Genomic DNA, 20,254 nt, shown 5'->3' with positions numbered 1-20,254 from the left:
GGCTGTCATGGCGACGATACGAGTCCAGACCGACGATTTCGACCTGAATGCCGAAGTGGCGGCATTGCGTGCGCGCAACCCGAAGATCGGTGCGCTCGCGTGCTTCGTCGGCACGGTGCGCGACCTGAACGAAGGCGATGCGGTCGCCGCGATGGAGCTCGAGCACTATCCCGGCATGACCGAGAAGGCGCTCGAGCGGATCGCGGCCGAGGCCGGCCGGCGCTGGCCGGGCATCGACGTCGCGATCGTGCATCGCGTCGGCAGGCTGCTGCCGCTCGACCAGATCGTGATGGTCGCGACGGTCGCGTCGCACCGCGGCGATGCATTCGCGTCGTGCGAATTCGTGATGGACTATCTGAAGACCGAAGCGCCGTTCTGGAAGAAGGAAACGACGCCGGACGGCGAGCGCTGGGTCGATGCGCGCAGTACCGACGACGCCGCGCTCGCGCGCTGGGGCGTCGAGTCGGGCAACACGCCGCGCTGAGCTGAGCGCGGCGCGCGGGCGGTGCGGCGATGTGTCGCATGCGCGCCGGTGTCGCACACGACGGGCGTTACGCGTCCGGGTCGATGCCGCGCCCGATGATCTTCGTCGGAAACGGCTCGCCGCGGGCGCGCGACGGCAACGCGTGCGGATCGTCGCCCGCGTCGCGGCGGCGCGGCGCGATCGCGTCGAGCAGCGCCTGCTGCTCGGGCGGAATCCGGTAGTCCCAACCGAACCGGCTCAACTGCAGGCTCTGCGCGATCCGCAGCGCGGGCTCCATGAAGCGGATCGCCGCGGGCGGCGCGTAGCGCGCTTCGACCGTTTTCAGGAACAGCGACAGCCAGCGGCTGAAATGGGCCGGCTCGACCCCGTCGAGCGGCTGGTGCGCCTGTTGCACGTTGCCGCGATAGCCCTTGGTGCCGAGCACGAGGCTCGACCAGAACGTCACCATCTTCGGCAAATGATCGTCCCAGCGGCCGGCGAGCTTCGCGTCGAACACCGGCCCGAGCAGCGGATCGGCGCGCACGCGGTCGTAGAACGCGTAGACGAGATCGCGGATATTGTCTTCGGTCGGCTCGGCGTCGCGGGGGCGGGCCGATGCGGGTTGGGTCGAGGCGGGCAGGGCAGTCATGACAAAAAGGGCCGGTAGATCGGAGCAGCGGCGGGACAGCAGCGGGGCGGGCGGCGCGGGTGACGAGCAGGACGCCGGCCGGATTTTGACGCAAAATAGCGTCCAACAACCCCTGGAAAACGTGTGGATGTCACGCATCTTATTGCGCGCCCGCGATCCCGGCAACCCGGGGCCGCGCAACGGCGCCATCGATCGGCCCGGTTCACATAATCGGGATACGATCGATATTTTCCGTATTCGCTCATGAGACTCACCGACTACACCGACTATTCGCTGCGCGTGATGCTGTACCTGGCGGTGCGCGGCGAAGGGCTCGCGACGATCCAGGAGATCTCGGACGCCTACGGCATCTCGAAGAACCATCTGATGAAAGTCGTCCAGCAGCTCGGCGAGCTGGGCTGGGTCGACACCGTGCGCGGCCGCAACGGCGGGCTGCGGCTGTTCGCCGATTCGCTGCAACTGACGGTCGGCGAGGTCGTGCGGGCCACCGAAAACGACTTCGCGCTGGTCGGCTGCTTTTCGGCCGACGGCGTCGAGTCGCGCGGCTGCGTGATCGAGCCGCAGTGCCGGTTGAAGGGCGTGCTGGCGGCCGCGCGCGATGCCTTCTTCGCGGAGCTCGATCGTCATACGCTCGGCGAACTGGCCGAGCCTGCATCGCCGCTCGCGTCGCTGCTCGGCATCCGTCCGGCCGTGCTCGTGCGTGCCGCGCCGGTGCAGGACGAAGCGCAGGCAGCCGAGCCGGCGTCCAAGACCCACTGACACGCGGGCGTCCCGCGCGCCCATCCCGTCGCGCCCTCCGGACCGTTTTCAGGCGATCCGGCAATTTTTGCGCTGAATCAACCCGAATTTCGCTTGAAAGCCGCATAACCATCCTCATCTTGGTGTTAATCGAAAATTGGAGGTCTCGACTAAATGAGAATCGACAAGCTCACCACCAAGTTCCAGGAAGCACTCGCGGACGCGCAAAGCCTCGCGGCAGGCCGCGACAATCAATACATCGAACCCGTTCACGTGCTCGCGGCACTGGTCGCGCAGCAGGACGGCTCTGCCCGCTCGCTGATGTCGCGCGCGGGCGTTCACGTGCAGGCGCTGCAAGGCGCGCTGAACGAAGCCATTTCGCGCCTGCCGCAAGTGACGGGCACGGGCGGCGACATCCAGATCGGCCGTGAACTCGCCGGGCTGCTGAACCAGGCCGACAAGGAAGCGCAGAAGCTCAACGACACGTTCATCGCGAGCGAGATGTTCCTGCTCGCCGTGTCCGACGACAAGGGCGACGCCGGCAAGCTCGCGCGCCAGCACGGCCTCACGCGCAAGTCGCTCGAAGCCGCGATCGCCGCGGTGCGCGGCGGCTCGCAGGTGCACAGCCAGGATGCGGAAAGCCAGCGCGAGGCGCTGAAGAAATACACGGTCGACCTGACCGAGCGCGCCCGCGCGGGCAAGCTCGATCCGGTGATCGGCCGCGACGACGAAATCCGTCGCTCGATCCAGATCCTGCAGCGCCGCACCAAGAACAACCCGGTGCTGATCGGCGAGCCGGGCGTCGGCAAGACCGCGATCGTCGAAGGGCTCGCGCAGCGGATCGTCAACGGCGAAGTGCCCGAGACGCTGAAGGGCAAGCGCGTGCTGTTGCTCGACATGGCCGCGCTGCTCGCCGGCGCGAAGTATCGCGGCGAGTTCGAGGAGCGCCTGAAGGCGGTGCTCAACGACATCGCGAAGGACGAAGGCCAGACGATCGTCTTCATCGACGAAATCCACACGATGGTCGGCGCGGGCAAGGCCGAAGGCGCGATGGATGCAGGCAACATGCTGAAGCCGGCGCTGTCGCGCGGCGAACTGCACTGCATCGGCGCGACCACGCTCGACGAATACCGCAAGTACATCGAGAAGGACGCCGCGCTCGAACGGCGCTTCCAGAAGGTGCTCGTCGACGAGCCGAGCGTCGAGGCGACGATCGCGATCCTGCGCGGGCTGCAGGAGAAGTACGAACTGCACCACGGTGTCGACATCACCGACCCGGCGATCGTCGCCGCGGCCGAGCTGTCGCATCGCTACATCACCGACCGCTTCTTGCCCGACAAGGCCATCGACCTGATCGACGAAGCCGCTTCGAAGATCAAGATGGAAATCGATTCGAAGCCCGAAGAGATGGACAAGCTCGACCGTCGTCTGATCCAGCTGAAGATCGAGCGCGAAGCCGTGAAGAAGGAGCAGGACGAAGCGTCGCAGAAGCGCCTGCAGCTGATCGAGGAAGAGATCGACCGCCTCGGCCGCGAATATGCGGACCTGGAAGAGATCTGGACCGCCGAGAAGGCCGCGGTGCAGGGCAGCGCGCAGCTCAAGGAAGAGATCGAGAAGGTGCGGGCGGATATCGCGCGCCTGCAGCGTGAAGGCAAGCTCGAGAAGGTCGCCGAGCTGCAGTACGGCAAGCTGCCGCAGCTCGAGGCCCAGCTGAAGCAGGTCACGCAGGCCGAAGAGCAGGAGCAGCACAACCCGACGCGTCCGCGCCTGCTGCGCACGCAGGTCGGCGCCGAGGAAATCGCGGAAGTCGTGTCGCGTTCGACGGGCATTCCCGTGTCGCGGATGATGCAGGGCGAACGCGAGAAGCTGCTGCACATCGAGGAAAAGCTGCACGAGCGCGTGGTCGGCCAGGACGAGGCGATCAGCGCGGTGGCGGACGCGATCCGTCGTTCGCGCGCGGGTCTCGCCGATCCGAACCGTCCGTACGGCTCGTTCCTGTTCCTCGGCCCGACGGGGGTCGGCAAGACCGAGCTGTGCAAGGCGCTGGCGTCGTTCCTGTTCGATTCGGAAGAGCATCTGATCCGCATCGACATGAGCGAGTTCATGGAGAAGCACAGTGTCGCGCGGTTGATCGGCGCGCCGCCGGGCTACGTCGGCTACGAGGAAGGCGGTTACCTGACGGAAGCCGTGCGTCGCAAGCCGTACAGCGTGATCCTGCTCGACGAGATCGAGAAGGCGCATCCGGACGTGTTCAACGTGCTGCTGCAGGTGCTCGACGACGGCCGCATGACGGACGGGCAGGGGCGCACGGTCGACTTCAAGAACACGGTCATCGTGATGACGTCGAACCTCGGCTCGCAGGTGATTCAGGCGATGACGGGCGCGCCGCAGGACGAGATCAAGGACGCGGTGTGGCTCGAGGTGAAGCAGCATTTCCGCCCCGAGTTCCTGAACCGGATCGACGACGTCGTGGTGTTCCATGCGCTCGACCGCAGCAACATCGAGTCGATCGCGAAGATCCAGCTGGCGCGCCTGCACGACCGGCTCGCGAAGCTCGACATGGCGCTCGACGTGTCGCCCGCGGCGCTCGAACAGATCGCGAAGGTCGGCTACGATCCGGTGTTCGGTGCGCGGCCGCTGAAGCGCGCGATCCAGCAGGAGATCGAGAACCCGGTCGCGAAGCTGATCCTCGCCGGCCGCTTCGGTCCGAAGGACGTGATCCCGGTCGACGTCAACGACGGCCAGTTCGTGTTCGACCGCGTCGTGCACTGATCGCCTGCCATCGGCAGCGTGCCCGGTTCGCACCGGGCGCAAAAACAAACACCCCGCCTCGGCGGGGTGTTTGCATATGGAGCGGCCGAAACCGCTATGCCGGATGCCGGCCGCTGCGCGGCGGGCTTACGCCTGCTTGTTGCCGCCGAACATGCCGGCAAGCTGCGTGAGCGTGCCGAGCACGTTCGACGTGTCCACCTGGCCGCTGGCCGGCACTTCACCGTTCGGCGTCGCGCCGTTGACGACGTGCGGCAGCACCTGCGCGAGGATCGACGACGCCTGCGACGGATCGATGCCGACCTTGCTCGCGAGCGAGCCGACGACGTCCGAGCCGAGCACGTTCTGCAGCGTGTCCGGCGAGATCGGCTGGTTTTCGCCGGTGCCGACCCACGAACCGATGATCTCGCCGGCGCCGCCGGCCTTGAACTTCTCGATCAGCCCGTTCAGGCCGCCCGGCTGGTTGTTGATGAATTCGAGCGCGGTCGTGATCAGCGCGCTTTGCGAGTTGCCGCCGGCCTGGCCGCCGATCAGACCGCCAACGATGTCGAGGAGACCCATGGTTCTTCACCTTCACTGAAAAGGGCGCCGTGACGACGGCGCCCGTTGAACGAATGCCGCGCGCACGCCGTCGCGCGCGCGGCGCACATCAGGCGCCCGACGCCGCGGCGGCGGAGGCTGCCTTGTCCTTCTTGCTCTTCTTCTTCGAACCCTTCGTTGCCTTCGTGGACGACGCGGCCGCCGGTGCGCTCGCACCCGCGTCGGCGGATGCCGCTGCCGCCGCTGCCGCCTTTTCCTTCTTCGACGCGCGCTTGGTCTTGGCCGGCTTGGCGGCCGCGTCCGGTGCACTAGCCGCCGGCGCGGGCGCCGCGGTCGTCGTGCCGGCCGTCGCGGTCGTGGACGTCGCGGCGGTGCCTGCCGACGTCGTGGTCGACGTGGTCGCGGACGTCGTCGCGGCCGGTTTCGACAGCTTCACACCCTTCGGCGGCGTCGACGCGCCGCCGATCGTCAGGCCGTTTTCCTCGAGATGCCCGACCGACTTGGTACCGAGGCCCTTCACGCGGTTCGCGAGATCGTCGGCGTCCTTGAACGGGCCGTTCTTGGTGCGTTCGTCGATGATCGCCTTCGACTTCACGGGCCCGAGCCCCTTCACGGATTCGAGCGCGGCCTGGTCGGCCGTGTTGACTTCGACGGCCGCGGCAAGGCCTGCGGCAAGCGACAGCGATAGCGCGACGAACAGCATCAGCAGCTTTTTCAGCATGGCAAAGGCTCCCTGGTTCTGACGGATGAATGGTTGTTGCAACGGACGGCGACGTGCGAGTTGGCCGGGCGTCGCGTTAAGCATAGGACAAATGCGTGCCCTTTTTGAGACAGGCTGACCGAATCTTGCTGAAGGCTTGCGGTGCTGTAAAGGCCGAACCCGATGCCGGGCGCCGATTTTGACGATTCTTTACGGTGTCGCCGGCGTATTGCGAGGGGCGCGCGGAAAAACGCCGCACTGGCCGTCAGACAATGCTTGACTTAGAGTGAACTCTAACTCCTAACCTTGTTCCTGCCATGTCGAAAACCGTATCCCAACCCTCCGCCGCCGGTCCGCTGACGATCGGGCAAGTCGCCGAACTGACGGGCGTGTCGACGGACACGCTGCGGTATTACGAGCAGGCCGGGCTGCTGCGCGCGATCTCGCGCACGGCGGCCGGGCACCGGCTCTATGCGCCGGCCGACCTTGACTGGCTGGCCTTCGTGATGCGCCTGAAGGCGACCGGCATGCCGATCGCGCAGATGCAGGCGTTCGCGGTGCTGCGCGAGCAGGGCGAGTCGACGTTCGGCGCGCGGCGCGACTTGCTGGTCGCGCATCGCGACGCGGTGCGTGCGCATATCGCGGAGCTGCAGGCGAGCCTCGACGCGATCGGCGACAAGATCGCGTACTACGAGGCGCGGGAACGGGAAACGGAACGACGGGCGAAACCTTCTCACTCTTTATCGGAACAGGACGGACACGATGGAACGACTCGTTGAGGATCGCTACACGCGCGGCTGGAACAAGCTCAAGGAAATCGACGGCGAAGCGGGCGAACGCGTGATCGCGGCGCTCGCGCCGATCGCGCCGGACTTCGGGCGGCTCCTGGTCGAATTCAGCTTCGGCGACATCTACAGCCGGCCGCAGCTCGACCTGAAGGCGCGCGAAATCGCGACGATCGCCGCGCTGGCCGCGCTCGGCAACGCGCAGCCGCAACTGAAGGTGCATATCGAGGCCGCGCTGAACGTCGGCTGCACGCGCGACGAGATCGTCGAGGTGTTCATGCAGATGGCCGTGTATGCGGGGATGCCCGCCGCGCTCAACGCGTTGTTCGCCGCGCACGAGGTGTTCACGCGGCGCGACGAAGCGGCCGGCGTGACGGACCACCCGAACGAAGCGGCCGGGCAGCCCGCATGACCAGGCATGCGCCCGTGCGTCACGCGCGGTGCGGCGCGACGATCCGGTACTTCGCGATGCGCCGGTACAGCGTCGCGCGCGACATGCCGAGCGCCCGGGCGGCCGCGTCGGGCCGCCAGCGGTGCATGGTGAGCGCGGCGACGATGCGGCTGCGTTCGTCGTCGGGCAGCGCGCCCGCCGGCGCGCCGCCGAGTTGCGCGGCGAGGTCGGTCGGCAGGTCGCGCCGCGTCACGCGCGCGGCGTCGCACACCGCGCACGCATAGCGCAGCACGTTGCGCAGTTGCCGCACGTTGCCCGGCCATGGATACGCGGCGAGCTGTTCGGCGAGCGTCGCGTCGAGCGTGAGCACGTGGCCGGTCGCTTGCGCTTCCTCGGCGAACACGGCGGCGATCACGTCGCGCACGTCCGCGCGTTCGCGCAGCGGCGGCAGGTCGAACGTCGCGCCGCTCAGCCGGTAGTACAGGTCTTCGCGGAACGTGCCGTCGGCCACCATCCGCCCGAGATCGCGGTGCGTCGCGCAGATCACGTCGAGATCGACGCGCACGGGCGTATCGCTGCCGAGCGGCACGACCTCGCCGTCGGCCAGGACGCGCAACAGGCGCGTCTGCAGCGCGAGCGGCATGTCGCCGATTTCATCGAGAAACAGCGTGCCGCCGTCGGCGAGCGCGATCTTGCCGCGCGCGCCGTGCTTGCGTGCGCCGGTGAACGCGCCGGCCGCATAACCGAACAGTTCGCTCTCGATCAGCGCTTCCGGCAGCGCGCCGCAGTTGACGGCGATGAACGGCCGCGCGCGCCGTGCGCCGGCGTCGTGGATCGCGCGGGCGAACACTTCCTTGCCCGCGCCGGTTTCGCCGAGCACGAGGATAGGCAGCCGCTTGCTCGCGACGCGCAGCGCGAGTTCGGCCTGTTGCGCGATGCGCGCGTCGCTGCTGTGCAGGAACGGCGTCAGCGCGCCGACGTGACGCGGCGCGGTGGTGCCCGGGCGGCGCGATGCAGCGGCCGGTTCACGGCCGGCGCGTCGTAGCGGCGCGCGCAGCCGCGCGTAGAGCGGTGCGCCGGTCGCGCGCACCCGCAGCGCGACGATGGCATCGAGCCGCGCCGCATCGCGCAGCGGCATCTCGGTCGCGTCGAAGATCTCGTCGATATGGCGCGGCTCGCGCAGCGCCGGCAGCGCATCGCGCGCGTGCCGGTTCGCGGCGACGATGTTGCCGCATTCGTCGAACGCGATCAGCCACTCCGGTTGCGCCTCGACGTAGTGACGGTTCGGATGCCCGAACAATATCCAGTGCTGCGCGGTGCTGTGCACGAAGTAGCCGTCCTCGATCAGCGCCGCGCTCTGCCGCACGAGCTGATAGACGAGGCGCTGGCTGTCGCGGCCGTCGGGCGAATGCACGGCCGACGCGTCGAGCACGCCGATCAACTCGCCGCCCGGCGAGAAGATCGGCGCCGCGCTGCAGGTGAGCGTCGTGAACGCGGCGCGAAAGTGATCGGTCTTGTGCACGGTGATCGGCGCGAGATCGGTCAGCACGCTCGCGACACCGCAGGTTCCTTCCTCGCTTTCCGACCAGCACGAGCCGATGTGCAGCCCCGCGTGACGGAAGTCGTTGCGGCGTTCGCGGTCGATCCGGTAGTCGATCGTCACGCCGTGCGCGTCGGTCAGCATCACGCAGTAATCGGCGACGCGGATCATGTCGTGCAGCCGCGTCAGGCACTGGCCCGACGCGCGCAGGAAGGCTTCCTCCTTGTCGCGCACTTCGCGCAGTTCGGCCGCGGTCAGCACGCGCGGGCCGATCGACGAAGCGGGGTCGAGACGGTAGCGCTCCAGCGATCGTTGCCACGACGACACGAGACGCGCGGAATCCGCCGGCGCGGGCAGGCGTCCGGCGAGCGCGCCGAGGACACGATCGGCGTGCTGGGCCTGGGGGACGGCGTAGGGCATGGTCGGCTCCGGTTCCGTACGGCGGGGATGTCGCTGTTCTTGTAGCACATCCGGTCCTGCGGATCACATTGCATCGCAGCACGCGGCGCGCGTGAGACGGTCGTCTCACCGGTGTCGCGCCGTGTCTCGCGCGGTTGAGACGGCCGCATGCGTGGCGTGCGGCGCTCGGCCGGCGCGGCGCTGCATGCGCGGCGCCGCGCGAACGCGGGGTTGGCGGGCGGAATGCCGGGCAGGCGCGGGTGCCGCGACGACCACGTCGCCGTATCGACGACGTGAGACGCCGCGGCGAATTCGATGTGTGCTGCGTCGTCACGGCCAAGCATCCCGAATTCGCGTGTGCCCGCCGCGCCAGTGCGGACGCGGGTTTCGTGGCCATCGCACGCGCGATGGCACGCTGCTTGCAGAGATGACGGGCAAGCCGGTGCGATTGCGTCGGCGACGACGATCCGCCGCCCGTCGATGGCAGCGGACGAAACAGGCAGGGCCGATGCGTGCGCCAATGCGCCGGCCCCGCCCACTGGATGGAGACAAATCCGTGACGACGCCCGTTACCGTCGGCGTGATCGCGAACCCCGCTTCGGGGCGCGACATCCGCCGCCTCACGACGCATGCATCCGTGTTCCCGACCGCGGAGAAGGCGAACATGATCGTGCGCCTGCTGGCCGGCCTTGGCGCGATGGGCGTCGAGCGCGTGCTGACGCTGCGCGACCGCACGGGTATCGCGACGCTGCTGCTGCGCGCGATCGACACGCATCGCGCGGTCGCGCCGCACGAGCGCTGGCCGCAGGTCGAATTCGTCGACTTGCCGATCACCGATTCCGTCGCCGACACGCAGGCCGGCGCGGCCTATCTGCACCGGATGGAAGTGGCGCTGATCGTCGTGCTCGGCGGCGACGGCACCCATCGCGCGGTGGCCGCGCATTGCGGCGCGACGCCGCTCGTCGCGCTGTCCACCGGCACCAACAACGCGTTTCCCGAACATCGCGAGGCGACCGTCGCCGGCGTCGCCGCAGGGCTTGCCGCGACCGGCGCCGTGCCGGCCGAGGTCGCGTTCGTGCGCAACAAGCGGCTCGTCGTGCGCTGCGTCGCGGGCGCGCAGCCGGGGCGCGAGGAGATCGCGCTCGTCGACGTGTGCGCCGCGCGGCAGCGCTTCATCGGCGCACGCGCGATCTCCGGCTCCGACGACATCGATTCGCTCTACCTGACGTTCGCGGAACCGGACGGCATCGGCTTGTCCGCGCTCGGCGGCGCGTGGGCGCCGCTCGAACGCAGCGCGCCGCACGGGCTCGCGATGCGCTTCGCGCAAGCCGGCAACGCGGCCGGCACGCCGCTCGTCGCGCCGATCGCGCCGGGGCGCGTCGACCGTGTCGTGATGCGCAGTTGCGAGCGGCTCGAGCCGGACACGTGGCACGCGATCCCGTTCGAGCGCGGCACGCTCGCGTTCGACGGCGAGCGCGAGATCGAGGTCGCGCGCGGCGATCGCTACGAGATTGCGCTCGACTGGCACGGGCCGCTGACGGTCGACGTCGGCCGCACGCTGCGCTACGCGTCGTCGCGGCAACTGCTGCGCGACGCGGGTGCGTGGCAGGACTAACGATCGACGGTTGGTTTCACGCACCGGCATTTCGACATCCATCACGATCATCAAGGAGACATCGCCATGACAGCCCCTCTCGAAGGACAGGTCGCCATCGTCACGGGCGGCGCGCGCGGCATCGGCCGCGGCATCGCGCTGACGCTCGCCGGCGCCGGCGCCGACATCCTGCTGGCCGACCTGCTCGACGACGCGCTCGACGCCACCGCGCGCGAGGTGCGCGCGCTCGGCCGGCGGGCCGCGATCGCGAAGGTCGACGTCACGCAGGCCGCGCAGGTCGACGCGATGGTCGCGCAGGCGCTCGCCGACCTCGGCGGGCTCGACATCCTCGTGAACTGCGCGGGCGTGATCAGCATTCATCCGGTCGCCGAACTGACCGAGCGCGACTGGGATTTCGTGATGGACGTGAACGCGAAGGGCACGTTCCTCGGCTGCCGGGCGGCGCTCGCGCACCTGAAGGCGCAGGGGCGCGGCCGGATCATCAACGTCGCGTCGATCGCGGGCAAGGAAGGCTTTCCGAATCTCGCGCATTACAGCGCATCGAAATTCGCGGTCGTCGGCTTCACCAACGCGCTGGCGAAGGAGCTTGCGCGCGACGGCGTGACCGTCAACGCGATCTGCCCGGGCATCGTCCGTACCTACATGTGGGACCGGCTGTCAGACGAATGGAAGACCGACGGCGAATCGGTCGAGGAATCGTGGCAGCGGCACCAGTTGACGCTGATTCCGCAGGGCCGCGCGCAGACCCCGGAAGACATGGGCCGGCTCGCGCTGTTCTTCGCGACGATGGACAACGTGACGGGCCAGGCCGTGAACGTCGACGGCGGCTTCACGTTCCACTGACGGCCCCAGGCCGTGCAATCCGCCGCCACGGCATGGCCGGGGCGGCATTCGCAGTCAGACCTACCAGGAGACACACATGACCGCTTCGACACAGCTCGGCAGGGACAAGCTGCTGGACGCCTATCGGCTGATGCGCACGATCCGCGAATTCGAGGAACGCCTGCACGTCGAATTCGCGACCGGCGAGATACCCGGCTTCGTTCACCTGTACGCGGGCGAGGAGGCGTCCGCCGTCGGCACGATCCTGCACCTCGGCCTCGACGACTACGTGGCCACCACGCACCGCGGCCACGGCCATTGCATCGCCAAGGGCGTCGACGTGCACGGGATGATGGCCGAGATCTACGGCAAGAAGACGGGCGTCTGCCACGGCAAGGGCGGCTCGATGCACATCGCCGACCTGTCGATGGGGATGCTCGGCGCGAACGGGATCGTCGGCGCGGGCGGCCCGCTCGTGTGCGGCGCGGCGCTCGCGGCCAAGCACAAGAAGACGGGCGGCGTCGGCGTGTGCTTCTTCGGCGACGGCGCGTCGAACCAGGGCGTGATCTTCGAATCGATGAACCTCGCGTCGGTGTGGCGGCTGCCCGCGATCTTCGTCGCCGAAAACAACGGCTATGCGGAAGCGACGTCGTCGAGCTGGTCGGTCGCGACCGACAACATCGCCGATCGCGCGAACGGGTTCGGGATGCCGGGCGTGATCGTCGACGGCTTCGACTTCTTCGCGGTGCACGAGGCGCTCGGCGAGGCCGTCGAACGGGCGCGCAACGGCGGCGGGCCGACGCTCGTCGAAGTGAAGTTCACGCGCTACTTCGGCCACTTCGAGGGCGATGCGCAAACCTACCGGGCGCCGGGCGAAGTGCAGAAGCTGCGCGACGAGAAGGACTGCCTGAAGCATTTCGAAGCCCGCGTCGTGCGCGCCGAAGCGCTGACGACCGACGACCTGCGTGCGGTCGACGCCCAGGTGAAGGCGCTGATCGACGACGCGGTCGCGCAGGCGAAGGCGGCGCCGCTGCCGGATGCCGCCGACCTGCTGGCCGACGTCTACGTGTCGTATCCGTGAGCGCGGCCTGATCCAGCAGCCGGCACGGCGAACCGAACATTCCAGGAGACAGACATGGCAAGGAAGATCACTTATTCGCAGGCGATCAACGAGGCGCTCGCGCAGGAAATGGCGCGCGACGACAGCGTGATCGTGATGGGCGAGGACAACGCGGGCGGTGCGGGCGCGCCGGGCGAGGACGACGCATGGGGCGGCGTGCTCGGCGTGACGAAGGGGCTGTTCCACAAGTTTCCGGGCCGCGTGCTCGATACGCCGCTGTCGGAGGGCGGCTACATCGGCGCGGCGGTCGGCGCCGCCGCGTGCGGGATGCGTCCCGTCGCGGAACTGATGTTCATCGATTTCATGGGCGTGTGTTTCGACCAGATCTTCAACCAGGCCGCGAAATTCCGCTACATGTTCGGCGGCAAGGCCGTGACGCCGGTCGTGATCCGCGCGATGTACGGCGCCGGCCTGCGCGCGGCCGCGCAGCACTCGCAGATGCTCACGTCGCTGTTCACGCATATCCCGGGGCTGAAGGTCGTGTGCCCGTCGACGCCGTACGACGCGAAGGGGCTGCTGATCCAGGCGATCCGCGACAACGATCCCGTGATCTTCCTCGAACACAAGCTGCTCTATACGCGTGAGGGCGACGTCCCGGAGGAATCCTATGCGATTCCGTTCGGCGAGGCGAACGTGCTGCGCGACGGCGACGACGCGACGATCGTCACGTACGGCCGGATGGTGCATCTCGCGATGGACGCGGCCGCGACGCTCGCGAAGGGCGGCATCCAGTGCGACGTGATCGACCTGCGCACGACGTCGCCGCTCGACGAGGAAACGATCCTCGAAAGCGCGGCGCGCACCGGGCGCGTGGTGGTGGTCGACGAAGCGAATCCGCGCTGCTCGATCGCGACCGACATCGCCGCGCTCGTCGCGCAGCGCGCGTTCCGGTCTCTGAAGGCGCCGATCGAGCTCGTCACCGCGCCGCATACGCCCGCGCCGTTCGCCGGCGTGCTGGAAGACCTGTATATCCCGTCCGCCGATGCAATTGCGCAGGCGGTACTCAAGACGAGGAGCTGACACGATGTCGATTCACATGATCACGATGCCCAAATGGGGGCTGTCGATGGAGCAGGGGCAGGTCAACGGCTGGCTGAAGGCGGTCGGCGAACGCGTGGCGAAGGGCGACGAAGTGCTCGACGTCGAGACCGACAAGATCTCGTCGGGTGTCGAATGCGCATTCGACGGCACGCTGCGCCGGCAGGTCGCGCAGGAGGGCGAGACGCTGCCCGTCGGCGCGCTGCTCGGTGTCGTCGCGGCCGCCGAGGCGAGCGATGCCGACATCGACGCGGCGATCGCCGATTTCCAGCGCGATTTCGTGCCGAGCGCGGCGTCCGACGAGGCGGCCGGCCCGCAGCCGGAGAAGGCGCAGATCGGCGGCCGCACGGTCCGCTTCCTGAAGCTGGGCGAGGGGTCGGGCACGCCCGCCGTGCTGATCCACGGCTTCGGCGGCGACCTGAACAACTGGCTGTTCAACCACGCGGAGCTCGCCGCGCACCGGCCGGTGTGGGCGCTCGATCTGCCCGGCCACGGCGAATCGGGCAAGGCGGTCGAGACCGGCAGCCTCGACGAACTGGCCGACGCGGTGCTCGCGCTGCTCGATGCGCAGCACATCGAGCGCGCGCACCTGATCGGCCATTCGATGGGCGGGGCGGTCGCGATGACGGTGGCCGAGCGCGCACCGCAACGCGTTGCATCGCTCACGCTGATCGCGAGCGCGGGGCTCGGCACCGACATCAACCGCGCGTACATCGACGGCTTCGTCGCCGGCAACAGCCGCAACACGCTGAAACCGCACCTCGGCGCGCTGTTCGCGGACGACGCGCTGGTCACGCGGCAACTCGTCGAGGACCTCGTCAAGTACAAGCGGCTCGAAGGCGTGCAGGCCGCGCTGGAGAAGATCGCGCACGCCGCGTTCGACGGCGCCGCGCAGCGGCGTGTGTTCCGTGACCGGCTCGCGACGCTGGCGCCGCGCACGCTCGTGATCTGGGGCGAGCGCGACCAGGTGATTCCCGCGCAGCATGCGCAGGGCTTGCCGGACGGCGTGCGTGCCGAGGTGATCGCCGGCAGCGGGCACATGGTGCAGATGGAAGCGGCCGCCGACGTGAACCGCCTGATCGTCGCGTTCCTCGGAGACTGACGATGACCGCCGCGCTCGAACGACCCAGCCGCACGGCGCTCGGCCAGCCCGGCGCGAGAAGTCGCGACAAGCTCGCGCGCATTCCGGTGCGCGTCGAGCCCGCGGCCGGCGCGGCGCTGCCGAAGCCGCCGTGGCTGCGCGCGCGGCCGATGATGAGCGCGGCGGTGGCCGACATGGCCGCCGTGCTGCGCGAGCATCGGCTGCATTCCGTCTGCGAGGAGGCGATGTGTCCGAACATCGGCGAATGCTTCGCGCAGCGCACCGCGACCTTCATGATCATGGGCGGACTGTGTACGCGGCGTTGCCCGTTCTGCGATGTCGCGCACGGCCGCCCCGAGCCGCTCGATCCCGACGAGCCCGCGCGGCTGGCCGACGCGGCGGCGGCGCTCGGGTTGCGCTACGTCGTGATCACGTCGGTCGACCGCGACGACCTGCGCGACGGCGGCGCCGCGCATTTCGCCGCGTGCATCGCGGCGGTGCGCGCGAGCGTGCCGGGTATCGGTGTCGAGGTGCTGACGCCGGACTTCCGCGGCCGTGTGGCGCGTGCGCTCGACGCGCTGTCGTCGGCGTGGCCCGATGTGTTCAACCACAACATCGAGACGGTGCCGTCGCTGTATCGCGCGGCGCGGCCGGGCGCCGACTATCGCGGCTCGCTCGAACTGCTCGCGCAGGCGAAGGCCGCGCGGCCGACGCTCGTGACGAAATCGGGCTTGATGCTCGGGCTCGGCGAGCGCGACGACGAGGTGCGCGACACGCTGCGCGACCTGCGCGCGCACGAGGTCGACGTGCTGACGCTCGGCCAGTATCTGGCGCCGTCGGAACACCATTTGCCGGTGCGGCGTTACGTGAGCCCGGAGGCTTTCGCCGCATGGCACGACGAGGCGCTCGCGCTCGGTTTCAGGGAAGTCGTCGCCGGCCCGCTCGTGCGGTCGTCGTATCACGCGGCCGACGTGCTGGAGAGCGCGTAGCGCGCCGCGCGTCAGGCCAAGGCGGCGTGCGCGCGACTGATGCGGCGCAGGTACAGCACGAGCCCCGCGCCCGCGAGCATCAGGCTGACCGTGTTCGCGAACCAGAAGCCGCGCGCGCCGGTCAGCCACGCGGGCGCGATCCCGCCCACGTCGAAGCCGAGCACGTAGCCGCCGCTGAGTCCGACACCCCACAGCGCGACCGCATAGATCACGGTCGGCACGACCGCCACCTTGTACGCGCGCAGCACGAACGCGGACGTGACCTGCAGCGCATCGAACATGTGGTAGCACGCGACGATCGCGACGAGCGGCATCGCGGCCGCGGCGACGGCCGGGTTCGGCGTATAGCCGCCGATGATCAGCGGGCGCAGCGCGAACACGAGCACGCCGTAGGCGGCCGCCACGCCGCACGCGAAGAACACGCTGTGCCGGCCGAGCAGCCGGGCTTCCTCGGCGCGTCCCGCGCCGAGCGCGCGCGCGACCAGCGTCGACGCCGCCACGCCGATCGACAGCGGCGTCATGTACAGCACCGCGCCGATGTTGCCGGCGATCTGGTGGCCGGCGAGCGTCGTCGTGCCGAACTGCGCGATGAACAGCGCCATGCACGTGTACGACGTGACCTCGATCAGGTACGACAGGCCCATCGGCACGCCGAGCTTCAGGATCGCCTTCTGGCGCGCCCAGACGGGCCAGCAGAAGCGCGAGAAGATCGCGAGCGGCGCGAACACGTCGAGCTTCGCGAGCAGCGTGTAGCCGATCAGCGCGAGCGCCCAGTTGATCAGCGTGCTGGCCAGCCCGCAGCCGGGGCCGCCGAGCGCCGGTACGCCGAAGCCGCCGAAGATGAACCACACGTTCAGCGGAAACTTGAGCAGCAGCGCGCCGATCTGGAGGATCATCGCGAGCCGCGGCTTGCCGGCCGCGTTGGTCAGCGCGTTATAGATGCGGAATACGAGGCTGGCGGGCAGCCCGTACGACAGGACGCGCAGGTAGTCGACGGTGCGATCGTGCAGCGCGGCGGGCGCGTGCGCGACGCGCAGCAGCGGCTCGGGAAAATGCAGCAGCAGGAAGCCCGGAATCGAGAGCAGCAGCGCGAGCCACAGCGCCTGGCGCACTTCCTCGCCGATCTCGGCATAGCGCCGCGCGCCGTACAGTTGCCCGGTGATCGGCTGCAGCGCGGACAGGATACCCGTCAGGCCGATGTAGATCGATACGTAGATCGACGAGCCGAGCCCGAGCGCGGCGAGATCGACGGCCGAGTAGCGGCCGACCATCGCGGTGTCGATCACGCCGAACGCGATGATCGCGAGCTGGCCGACCAGCACCGGCCACGCGAGACCGACGATCCGGCGGATGTCGCCGAACATCGTCAATCGGCCGCCTGGCGGCGCGGCGGACGCCGTTTGACGGGCGTCTTCGGCCGTTCGATGCGCTCGTACAGGCGGAAGCGCTCGTCGCGGTCGGCGACGCGGCGGCCTTCCCAGACGAGACGCCACACGTATTGCGACATCGCGCTCGGCTCGCCGAAGTCGGCGCGGTCCTGACGCAGGATCACGTCGCAGTCGCCGGAGAAATCGAAGCGCATGTTGCCGAAATACGCGAAGGTCGCGATCTGCGCGTCGCCGAGCCGCACCGGCGAAATGCACTCGTAGTCGGACGGCAGGTGCACGGCGATCTGTTGCGCGACGTCGCGATAGGTCCGGCCGTAGTTGACGATCGGCAGCCACAGCGTCATCAGCAGCACCCACATCAGCGTGGTGCCCGCGCTCGACAGCACGACGCTGCGCCACAGCACCTTAGGCTGTCGCGACACGCGCCAGCGCGCGAGGAAGCACCAGCACACGGTGACGATCACCGCGCAGATGAACGACAGGATCTTGAAATGCGGCTCGTAGCCGGGCACGAGGCGCGCGAGGTTGCGCGCGAGCGGATGCGGGAAGCCGGTGAGCGACGCGAGCCAGACGAGCCACACGAAGGTGCCGAGGATCGTGAAGCTCAGCACCGCGAACCAGTCGATCGCGTTGATCGCGCCGCGCTTGAGGGTCGGCAGCGCGAACGTCGCGAGCACCGCGAGCGGCGGTAGCAGCAGCATGTACATGCGGTTCGACTGCTGGCTTTGCAGGATCACGAGCGCGACGAGCGGCACGGCGACCGACAGCGGAATCGCGATGTGCGCCCGACGACGCATGCCGGCCCAGCTCCACCACGCCCAGATCGCGAGCGGCCACGCAGGCCACGTGAACAACGGCAGGTTCTTCGCCGCATAGCCGAGCACGGCCGTCGGCGGGCCCGAAAAGCGCATCAGGCTGCCGTGGATCCACTGGTTGAAGAACCACGCGGCGTCGTCGGGCGCCGCGACGAAGGCGGCGAGCGGCCACAGCGCGAAGATCGCGGCCGCGAGCGGCACGCCGACCAGCGGCAGGCGCAGGTTGCGCATCTCGGGCGTGACGAGCCACAGCGCGGCCGTGCCCGCGAGCAGTGCGACGACCAGCACCGGGTTGCCGGACAGCGCAACGAGGCCGATCGCGAGACCCCACCACAGTGCGCCTTGCAGCGGTTTGTCGATGCCGCGCACGATCCCGTACACGAGCATCGCGATCCACGCGAACTGCGCGAGCTGCGGCGTCGTTTCGTGCCCGCGTTCCGCGAGGCCGAAGCAGGCGACGAGCACCAGCAGCGCGCCGTCCGCGAGCGTGCGGCCGTAGTCGCGGGGCTCGGGTTCGCCGCCGAATGCGTATTTGAACGGTTGAACCTCGGCGCGCCGGCCGAGCAGGTAGGCCGCGTACCAGACGAATGCGCATGCGACGCAGAACAGCACGCCGGTATCGACGCGCGACGCGTTGCTCGCGTCGACCCAGGGGCCGAGGCCGCGGATCGACAGCGCACCGAGCCAGTAGCCGAGCGGCCCGTCGGTCGTGATGAACTTGCCGACCAGGTTCGGCAGCAGCCAGTCGTGCCAGCCGCCCTTGGCCATCGTCCACATCACGCCGAAGCCCGCCGCGTCCTCGTTTTTCCACGGGTCGCGGCCGAACAGGCCGAACGCCGCGTAGACGAAGCAGAGCGTGAGCAGCAGCCAGCGTGGCAGCGCACGCGTGGCGGAGGCGGTGAGGCGGACGACAGGCTTCATGCAGATGAGCGATTTGTTATGGGCAGGCGGCCGGCGCGGGTGCGCGCGGTCGAGCCGGTTTCGAGCATCCGGCATTGTAGTCGCGCCCGCTGTTGTGCGTCAGGTCGTTTCCCGGGCGCCGGGCGGCGTCTTTCCGGGCGAGCAGAGACAAAAAAGGGCAGCCTGGGCTGCCCTTTCGTGCGGTACCGGTGCGTAGCAACCACCGGAACGGTGCAAGGCTTACTTTGCTGCAGCCTTGCCGTTGGCGCGTGCGCCGAACTTGTTCTTGAACTTCTCGACACGGCCTGCCGTGTCCATGATCTTTTGCTGACCCGTGTAGAACGAGTGCGATTCCGACGACACTTCGATCTTGGCGAGCGGGTAGGTCTTGCCTTCGTGTTCGATGGTTTCACGCGTCTGGATCGTCGAGCGCGTGATGAACTTGAAGCCGTTCGACATGTCTTGGAAGACGACTTCGCGGTAGTCCGGGTGAATGCCAGGTTTCATGATTTTCCTTGGTGATAGCGGTAGCCAACCCGCCGCTTGCCGTGTCGAGCCGCCCCGATGGGAGCGATTCGGCCGACGCCAAGCCCGGCGCGAGCCACTTGCCTAAGGTCGAAAAACGGCGATTATGCCAGAAAATCAGACGGTTGACGAATAATTTTCACGGCGCGTCGAGGGCCCCGGTGCCGGCCGGGTCCTGCCGGTAGTAGCGCGCCAGCAGCCGGTACAGCTCCGGAAATTCGGACTCGAACGCTTTCGGCCGGACGAACAGCGCCTCGCTGCACACCGCGAAGAATTCCGACGGGTGATCGGCCGCATAGGGATCGATCAGCGAGTCCCGCTCGAAGCGCGCCCATGCGCGATCCGGCACCGCGTCGACGCGCGCGCAGAACTGGTCGTACGCATGTTCGAACACGTCGGCCCACGCCTGCGCGTCGAGGTGCGGCGCATGCCAGCGGCGAAACAGGGGCGGATAGCCGTCGGCCGCGCCGTTGACCATGTCGATCTTGTGCGCGAACTCGTGGATCACGACGTTGTACGCGTCCCGGCCGTCCGTCATCTGCGCGTCTTCCCACGACAGGATCACGGGGCCGCCTTCCCATGCCTCGCCGCTCGCATCCTGCTCGACTTCGTGGACGACGCCGTCCTCGTCCTGCACCGTCTTGCGGATCACGAATTCGCCCGGATACACGACGACGCCCACCCAGCCGTCGTACAGCGACAAATCGAGATTCAGCACGGGCAGGCAGGCCTGCGCGGCGATCGCGACGATCATCGCGTCGGTCAGTTCGAGCCCGTGCGCGGTCGAAAACGATTTTTTCGCGACGAACAGGCTCGTCAGCTCGCGCAGCCTGGCGAGCGCGTCAGGCGGCAGGGCGGCGAGGAACGGCAGGCGCTCGACGGTTTCCTGCCACAGCGCGTCGGGAACCGGATGGCTGCGCAGCGCGCGGTCGCGGCGGCGATCGTCGAACCAGCGGGTCAGTTTCGAAAGCATGGAGGCGGCGGACG

General features: G+C 68.7%; 20 protein-coding genes. 12 read left to right on the top strand and 8 right to left on the bottom strand.

Features of this window, described 5'->3' with window-relative positions; translation table 11 throughout:
• Positions 1 to 7: 7 nt before the first annotated feature.
• The gene (locus tag AP428_RS06820) at positions 8 to 484 is read left to right on the top strand and encodes a molybdenum cofactor biosynthesis protein MoaE (RefSeq protein WP_011549662.1); all 477 of its coding nucleotides are present in this window, start codon (positions 8 to 10) and stop codon (positions 482 to 484) included.
• Between the two features lie 67 nt (positions 485 to 551).
• On the opposite strand, the gene AP428_RS06815 is transcribed toward AP428_RS06820, so the two are convergent.
• Positions 552 to 1,112 (bottom strand): group III truncated hemoglobin, encoded by a 561-nt coding sequence (locus tag AP428_RS06815; RefSeq protein ID WP_011549663.1) that lies wholly within the window; start codon positions 1,110 to 1,112, stop codon positions 552 to 554.
• Between AP428_RS06815 and AP428_RS36645 the strand changes: the two genes are divergently transcribed.
• The 3 genes from AP428_RS36645 (at position 1,111) to clpB (ending at position 4,622) form a co-directional block, all read left to right on the top strand.
• Positions 1,111 to 1,359: a hypothetical protein gene (locus AP428_RS36645; protein ID WP_125380627.1), complete on the top strand. Its 249-nt coding sequence runs from the start codon at positions 1,111 to 1,113 to the stop codon at positions 1,357 to 1,359. The genes AP428_RS06815 and AP428_RS36645 overlap by 2 nt on opposite strands.
• On the top strand, positions 1,356 to 1,871 hold the full coding sequence (locus AP428_RS06810) for an Rrf2 family transcriptional regulator (RefSeq protein ID WP_011549664.1): 516 nt from the start codon (positions 1,356 to 1,358) through the stop codon (positions 1,869 to 1,871). Before AP428_RS36645 ends, AP428_RS06810 begins: the two co-directional genes overlap by 4 nt.
• A 153-nt stretch (positions 1,872 to 2,024) precedes the next feature.
• Positions 2,025 to 4,622 carry an ATP-dependent chaperone ClpB gene (gene clpB / locus AP428_RS06805; protein WP_054927900.1) on the top strand — a complete coding sequence of 866 codons (2,598 nt, stop codon included), beginning with the start codon at positions 2,025 to 2,027 and terminating at the stop codon, positions 4,620 to 4,622.
• A gap of 126 nt (positions 4,623 to 4,748) precedes the next feature.
• Here the strand turns inward: clpB and AP428_RS06800 are convergent, their stop codons facing one another.
• Both AP428_RS06800 and AP428_RS06795 read right to left on the bottom strand, forming a co-directional pair.
• Entirely contained in the window at positions 4,749 to 5,180 is a 432-nt protein-coding gene (locus AP428_RS06800; RefSeq protein WP_006478647.1) for a YidB family protein, read from the bottom strand.
• Between the two features lie 88 nt (positions 5,181 to 5,268).
• Complete coding sequence (locus tag AP428_RS06795) at positions 5,269 to 5,880, bottom strand: helix-hairpin-helix domain-containing protein (RefSeq protein WP_011549666.1); 612 nt, start codon at positions 5,878 to 5,880, stop codon at positions 5,269 to 5,271.
• Positions 5,881 to 6,176: 296 nt separating this feature from the next.
• Here AP428_RS06795 and AP428_RS06790 point away from each other — a divergent pair, with 296 nt between their 5' ends.
• Positions 6,177 to 6,638: a MerR family transcriptional regulator gene (locus tag AP428_RS06790; RefSeq protein ID WP_054927899.1), complete on the top strand. Its 462-nt coding sequence runs from the start codon at positions 6,177 to 6,179 to the stop codon at positions 6,636 to 6,638.
• Positions 6,622 to 7,056 (top strand): carboxymuconolactone decarboxylase family protein, encoded by a 435-nt coding sequence (locus tag AP428_RS06785; protein ID WP_011549667.1) that lies wholly within the window; start codon positions 6,622 to 6,624, stop codon positions 7,054 to 7,056. Before AP428_RS06790 ends, AP428_RS06785 begins: the two co-directional genes overlap by 17 nt.
• Before the next feature lie 19 nt (positions 7,057 to 7,075).
• Here AP428_RS06785 and AP428_RS06780 read toward each other — a convergent pair whose 3' ends face one another.
• The gene (locus tag AP428_RS06780; protein ID WP_011549668.1) at positions 7,076 to 8,995 is read right to left on the bottom strand and encodes a sigma-54-dependent Fis family transcriptional regulator; all 1,920 of its coding nucleotides are present in this window, start codon (positions 8,993 to 8,995) and stop codon (positions 7,076 to 7,078) included.
• Between the two features lie 535 nt (positions 8,996 to 9,530).
• Here AP428_RS06780 and AP428_RS06775 point away from each other — a divergent pair.
• From AP428_RS06775 to lipA, 6 genes are all read left to right on the top strand, one after another.
• Positions 9,531 to 10,589 carry an ATP-NAD kinase family protein gene (locus AP428_RS06775; RefSeq protein ID WP_054927898.1) on the top strand — a complete coding sequence of 353 codons (1,059 nt, stop codon included), beginning with the start codon at positions 9,531 to 9,533 and terminating at the stop codon, positions 10,587 to 10,589.
• Between the two features lie 66 nt (positions 10,590 to 10,655).
• Entirely contained in the window at positions 10,656 to 11,432 is a 777-nt protein-coding gene (locus tag AP428_RS06770) for an SDR family NAD(P)-dependent oxidoreductase (protein ID WP_011549670.1), read from the top strand.
• Positions 11,433 to 11,508: 76 nt separating this feature from the next.
• Positions 11,509 to 12,492, top strand: a complete 984-nt coding sequence (locus tag AP428_RS06765) for a thiamine pyrophosphate-dependent dehydrogenase E1 component subunit alpha (RefSeq protein ID WP_011549671.1) — start codon at positions 11,509 to 11,511, stop codon at positions 12,490 to 12,492.
• A gap of 54 nt (positions 12,493 to 12,546) precedes the next feature.
• A complete protein-coding gene (locus AP428_RS06760) occupies positions 12,547 to 13,551 on the top strand; it encodes an alpha-ketoacid dehydrogenase subunit beta (protein WP_011549672.1) in 1,005 nt (334 codons plus the stop codon).
• 4 nt (positions 13,552 to 13,555) lie between these two features.
• Complete coding sequence (locus tag AP428_RS06755) at positions 13,556 to 14,671, top strand: acetoin dehydrogenase dihydrolipoyllysine-residue acetyltransferase subunit (RefSeq protein ID WP_011549673.1); 1,116 nt, start codon at positions 13,556 to 13,558, stop codon at positions 14,669 to 14,671.
• A gap of 2 nt (positions 14,672 to 14,673) precedes the next feature.
• On the top strand, positions 14,674 to 15,639 hold the full coding sequence (gene lipA, locus AP428_RS06750) for a lipoyl synthase (RefSeq protein WP_011549674.1): 966 nt from the start codon (positions 14,674 to 14,676) through the stop codon (positions 15,637 to 15,639).
• An 11-nt stretch (positions 15,640 to 15,650) separates the two neighbouring features.
• On the opposite strand, the gene AP428_RS06745 is transcribed toward lipA, so the two are convergent.
• The 4 genes from AP428_RS06745 to AP428_RS06730 form a co-directional block, all read right to left on the bottom strand.
• Positions 15,651 to 17,003, bottom strand: coding sequence for an MATE family efflux transporter (locus tag AP428_RS06745; RefSeq protein WP_011549675.1), 1,353 nt, complete (start codon positions 17,001 to 17,003; stop codon positions 15,651 to 15,653).
• Positions 17,004 to 17,005: 2 nt separating this feature from the next.
• Complete coding sequence (locus tag AP428_RS06740) at positions 17,006 to 18,838, bottom strand: glycosyltransferase family 39 protein (protein ID WP_006478657.1); 1,833 nt, start codon at positions 18,836 to 18,838, stop codon at positions 17,006 to 17,008.
• Between the two features lie 144 nt (positions 18,839 to 18,982).
• Positions 18,983 to 19,249: a type B 50S ribosomal protein L31 gene (locus AP428_RS06735; RefSeq protein ID WP_011549676.1), complete on the bottom strand. Its 267-nt coding sequence runs from the start codon at positions 19,247 to 19,249 to the stop codon at positions 18,983 to 18,985.
• A 157-nt stretch (positions 19,250 to 19,406) separates the two neighbouring features.
• Entirely contained in the window at positions 19,407 to 20,240 is an 834-nt protein-coding gene (locus AP428_RS06730) for a zinc-dependent peptidase (protein ID WP_011549677.1), read from the bottom strand.
• Between the last annotated feature and the right edge of the window lie 14 nt (positions 20,241 to 20,254).

It is taken from the genome of Burkholderia sp. E168m22 (assembly GCF_001319805.1).
GTDB lineage: Bacteria > Pseudomonadota > Gammaproteobacteria > Burkholderiales > Burkholderiaceae > Burkholderia > Burkholderia orbicola.
This window is presented reverse-complemented; position numbering and strand designations above follow the sequence as displayed.

What these genes read in the sequence shown, in the direction of transcription:
- AP428_RS06820 (WP_011549662.1), top strand. Translation starts at nt 8, where the DNA reads ATGGCGACGATACGAGTCCAGACCGACGATTTCGACCTGAATGCCGAA.
- AP428_RS36645 (WP_125380627.1), top strand. Translation starts at nt 1,111, where the DNA reads ATGACAAAAAGGGCCGGTAGATCGGAGCAGCGGCGGGACAGCAGCGGG.
- AP428_RS06815 (WP_011549663.1), bottom strand. Translation starts at nt 1,112, where the DNA reads ATGACTGCCCTGCCCGCCTCGACCCAACCCGCATCGGCCCGCCCCCGC.
- AP428_RS06810 (WP_011549664.1), top strand. Translation starts at nt 1,356, where the DNA reads ATGAGACTCACCGACTACACCGACTATTCGCTGCGCGTGATGCTGTAC.
- clpB (WP_054927900.1), top strand. Translation starts at nt 2,025, where the DNA reads ATGAGAATCGACAAGCTCACCACCAAGTTCCAGGAAGCACTCGCGGAC.
- AP428_RS06800 (WP_006478647.1), bottom strand. Translation starts at nt 5,180, where the DNA reads ATGGGTCTCCTCGACATCGTTGGCGGTCTGATCGGCGGCCAGGCCGGC.
- AP428_RS06795 (WP_011549666.1), bottom strand. Translation starts at nt 5,880, where the DNA reads ATGCTGAAAAAGCTGCTGATGCTGTTCGTCGCGCTATCGCTGTCGCTT.
- AP428_RS06790 (WP_054927899.1), top strand. Translation starts at nt 6,177, where the DNA reads ATGTCGAAAACCGTATCCCAACCCTCCGCCGCCGGTCCGCTGACGATC.
- AP428_RS06785 (WP_011549667.1), top strand. Translation starts at nt 6,622, where the DNA reads ATGGAACGACTCGTTGAGGATCGCTACACGCGCGGCTGGAACAAGCTC.
- AP428_RS06780 (WP_011549668.1), bottom strand. Translation starts at nt 8,995, where the DNA reads ATGCCCTACGCCGTCCCCCAGGCCCAGCACGCCGATCGTGTCCTCGGC.
- AP428_RS06770 (WP_011549670.1), top strand. Translation starts at nt 10,656, where the DNA reads ATGACAGCCCCTCTCGAAGGACAGGTCGCCATCGTCACGGGCGGCGCG.
- AP428_RS06765 (WP_011549671.1), top strand. Translation starts at nt 11,509, where the DNA reads ATGACCGCTTCGACACAGCTCGGCAGGGACAAGCTGCTGGACGCCTAT.
- AP428_RS06760 (WP_011549672.1), top strand. Translation starts at nt 12,547, where the DNA reads ATGGCAAGGAAGATCACTTATTCGCAGGCGATCAACGAGGCGCTCGCG.
- AP428_RS06755 (WP_011549673.1), top strand. Translation starts at nt 13,556, where the DNA reads ATGTCGATTCACATGATCACGATGCCCAAATGGGGGCTGTCGATGGAG.
- lipA (WP_011549674.1), top strand. Translation starts at nt 14,674, where the DNA reads ATGACCGCCGCGCTCGAACGACCCAGCCGCACGGCGCTCGGCCAGCCC.
- AP428_RS06745 (WP_011549675.1), bottom strand. Translation starts at nt 17,003, where the DNA reads ATGTTCGGCGACATCCGCCGGATCGTCGGTCTCGCGTGGCCGGTGCTG.
- AP428_RS06740 (WP_006478657.1), bottom strand. Translation starts at nt 18,838, where the DNA reads ATGCCGGATGCTCGAAACCGGCTCGACCGCGCGCACCCGCGCCGGCCG.
- AP428_RS06735 (WP_011549676.1), bottom strand. Translation starts at nt 19,249, where the DNA reads ATGAAACCTGGCATTCACCCGGACTACCGCGAAGTCGTCTTCCAAGAC.
- AP428_RS06730 (WP_011549677.1), bottom strand. Translation starts at nt 20,240, where the DNA reads ATGCTTTCGAAACTGACCCGCTGGTTCGACGATCGCCGCCGCGACCGC.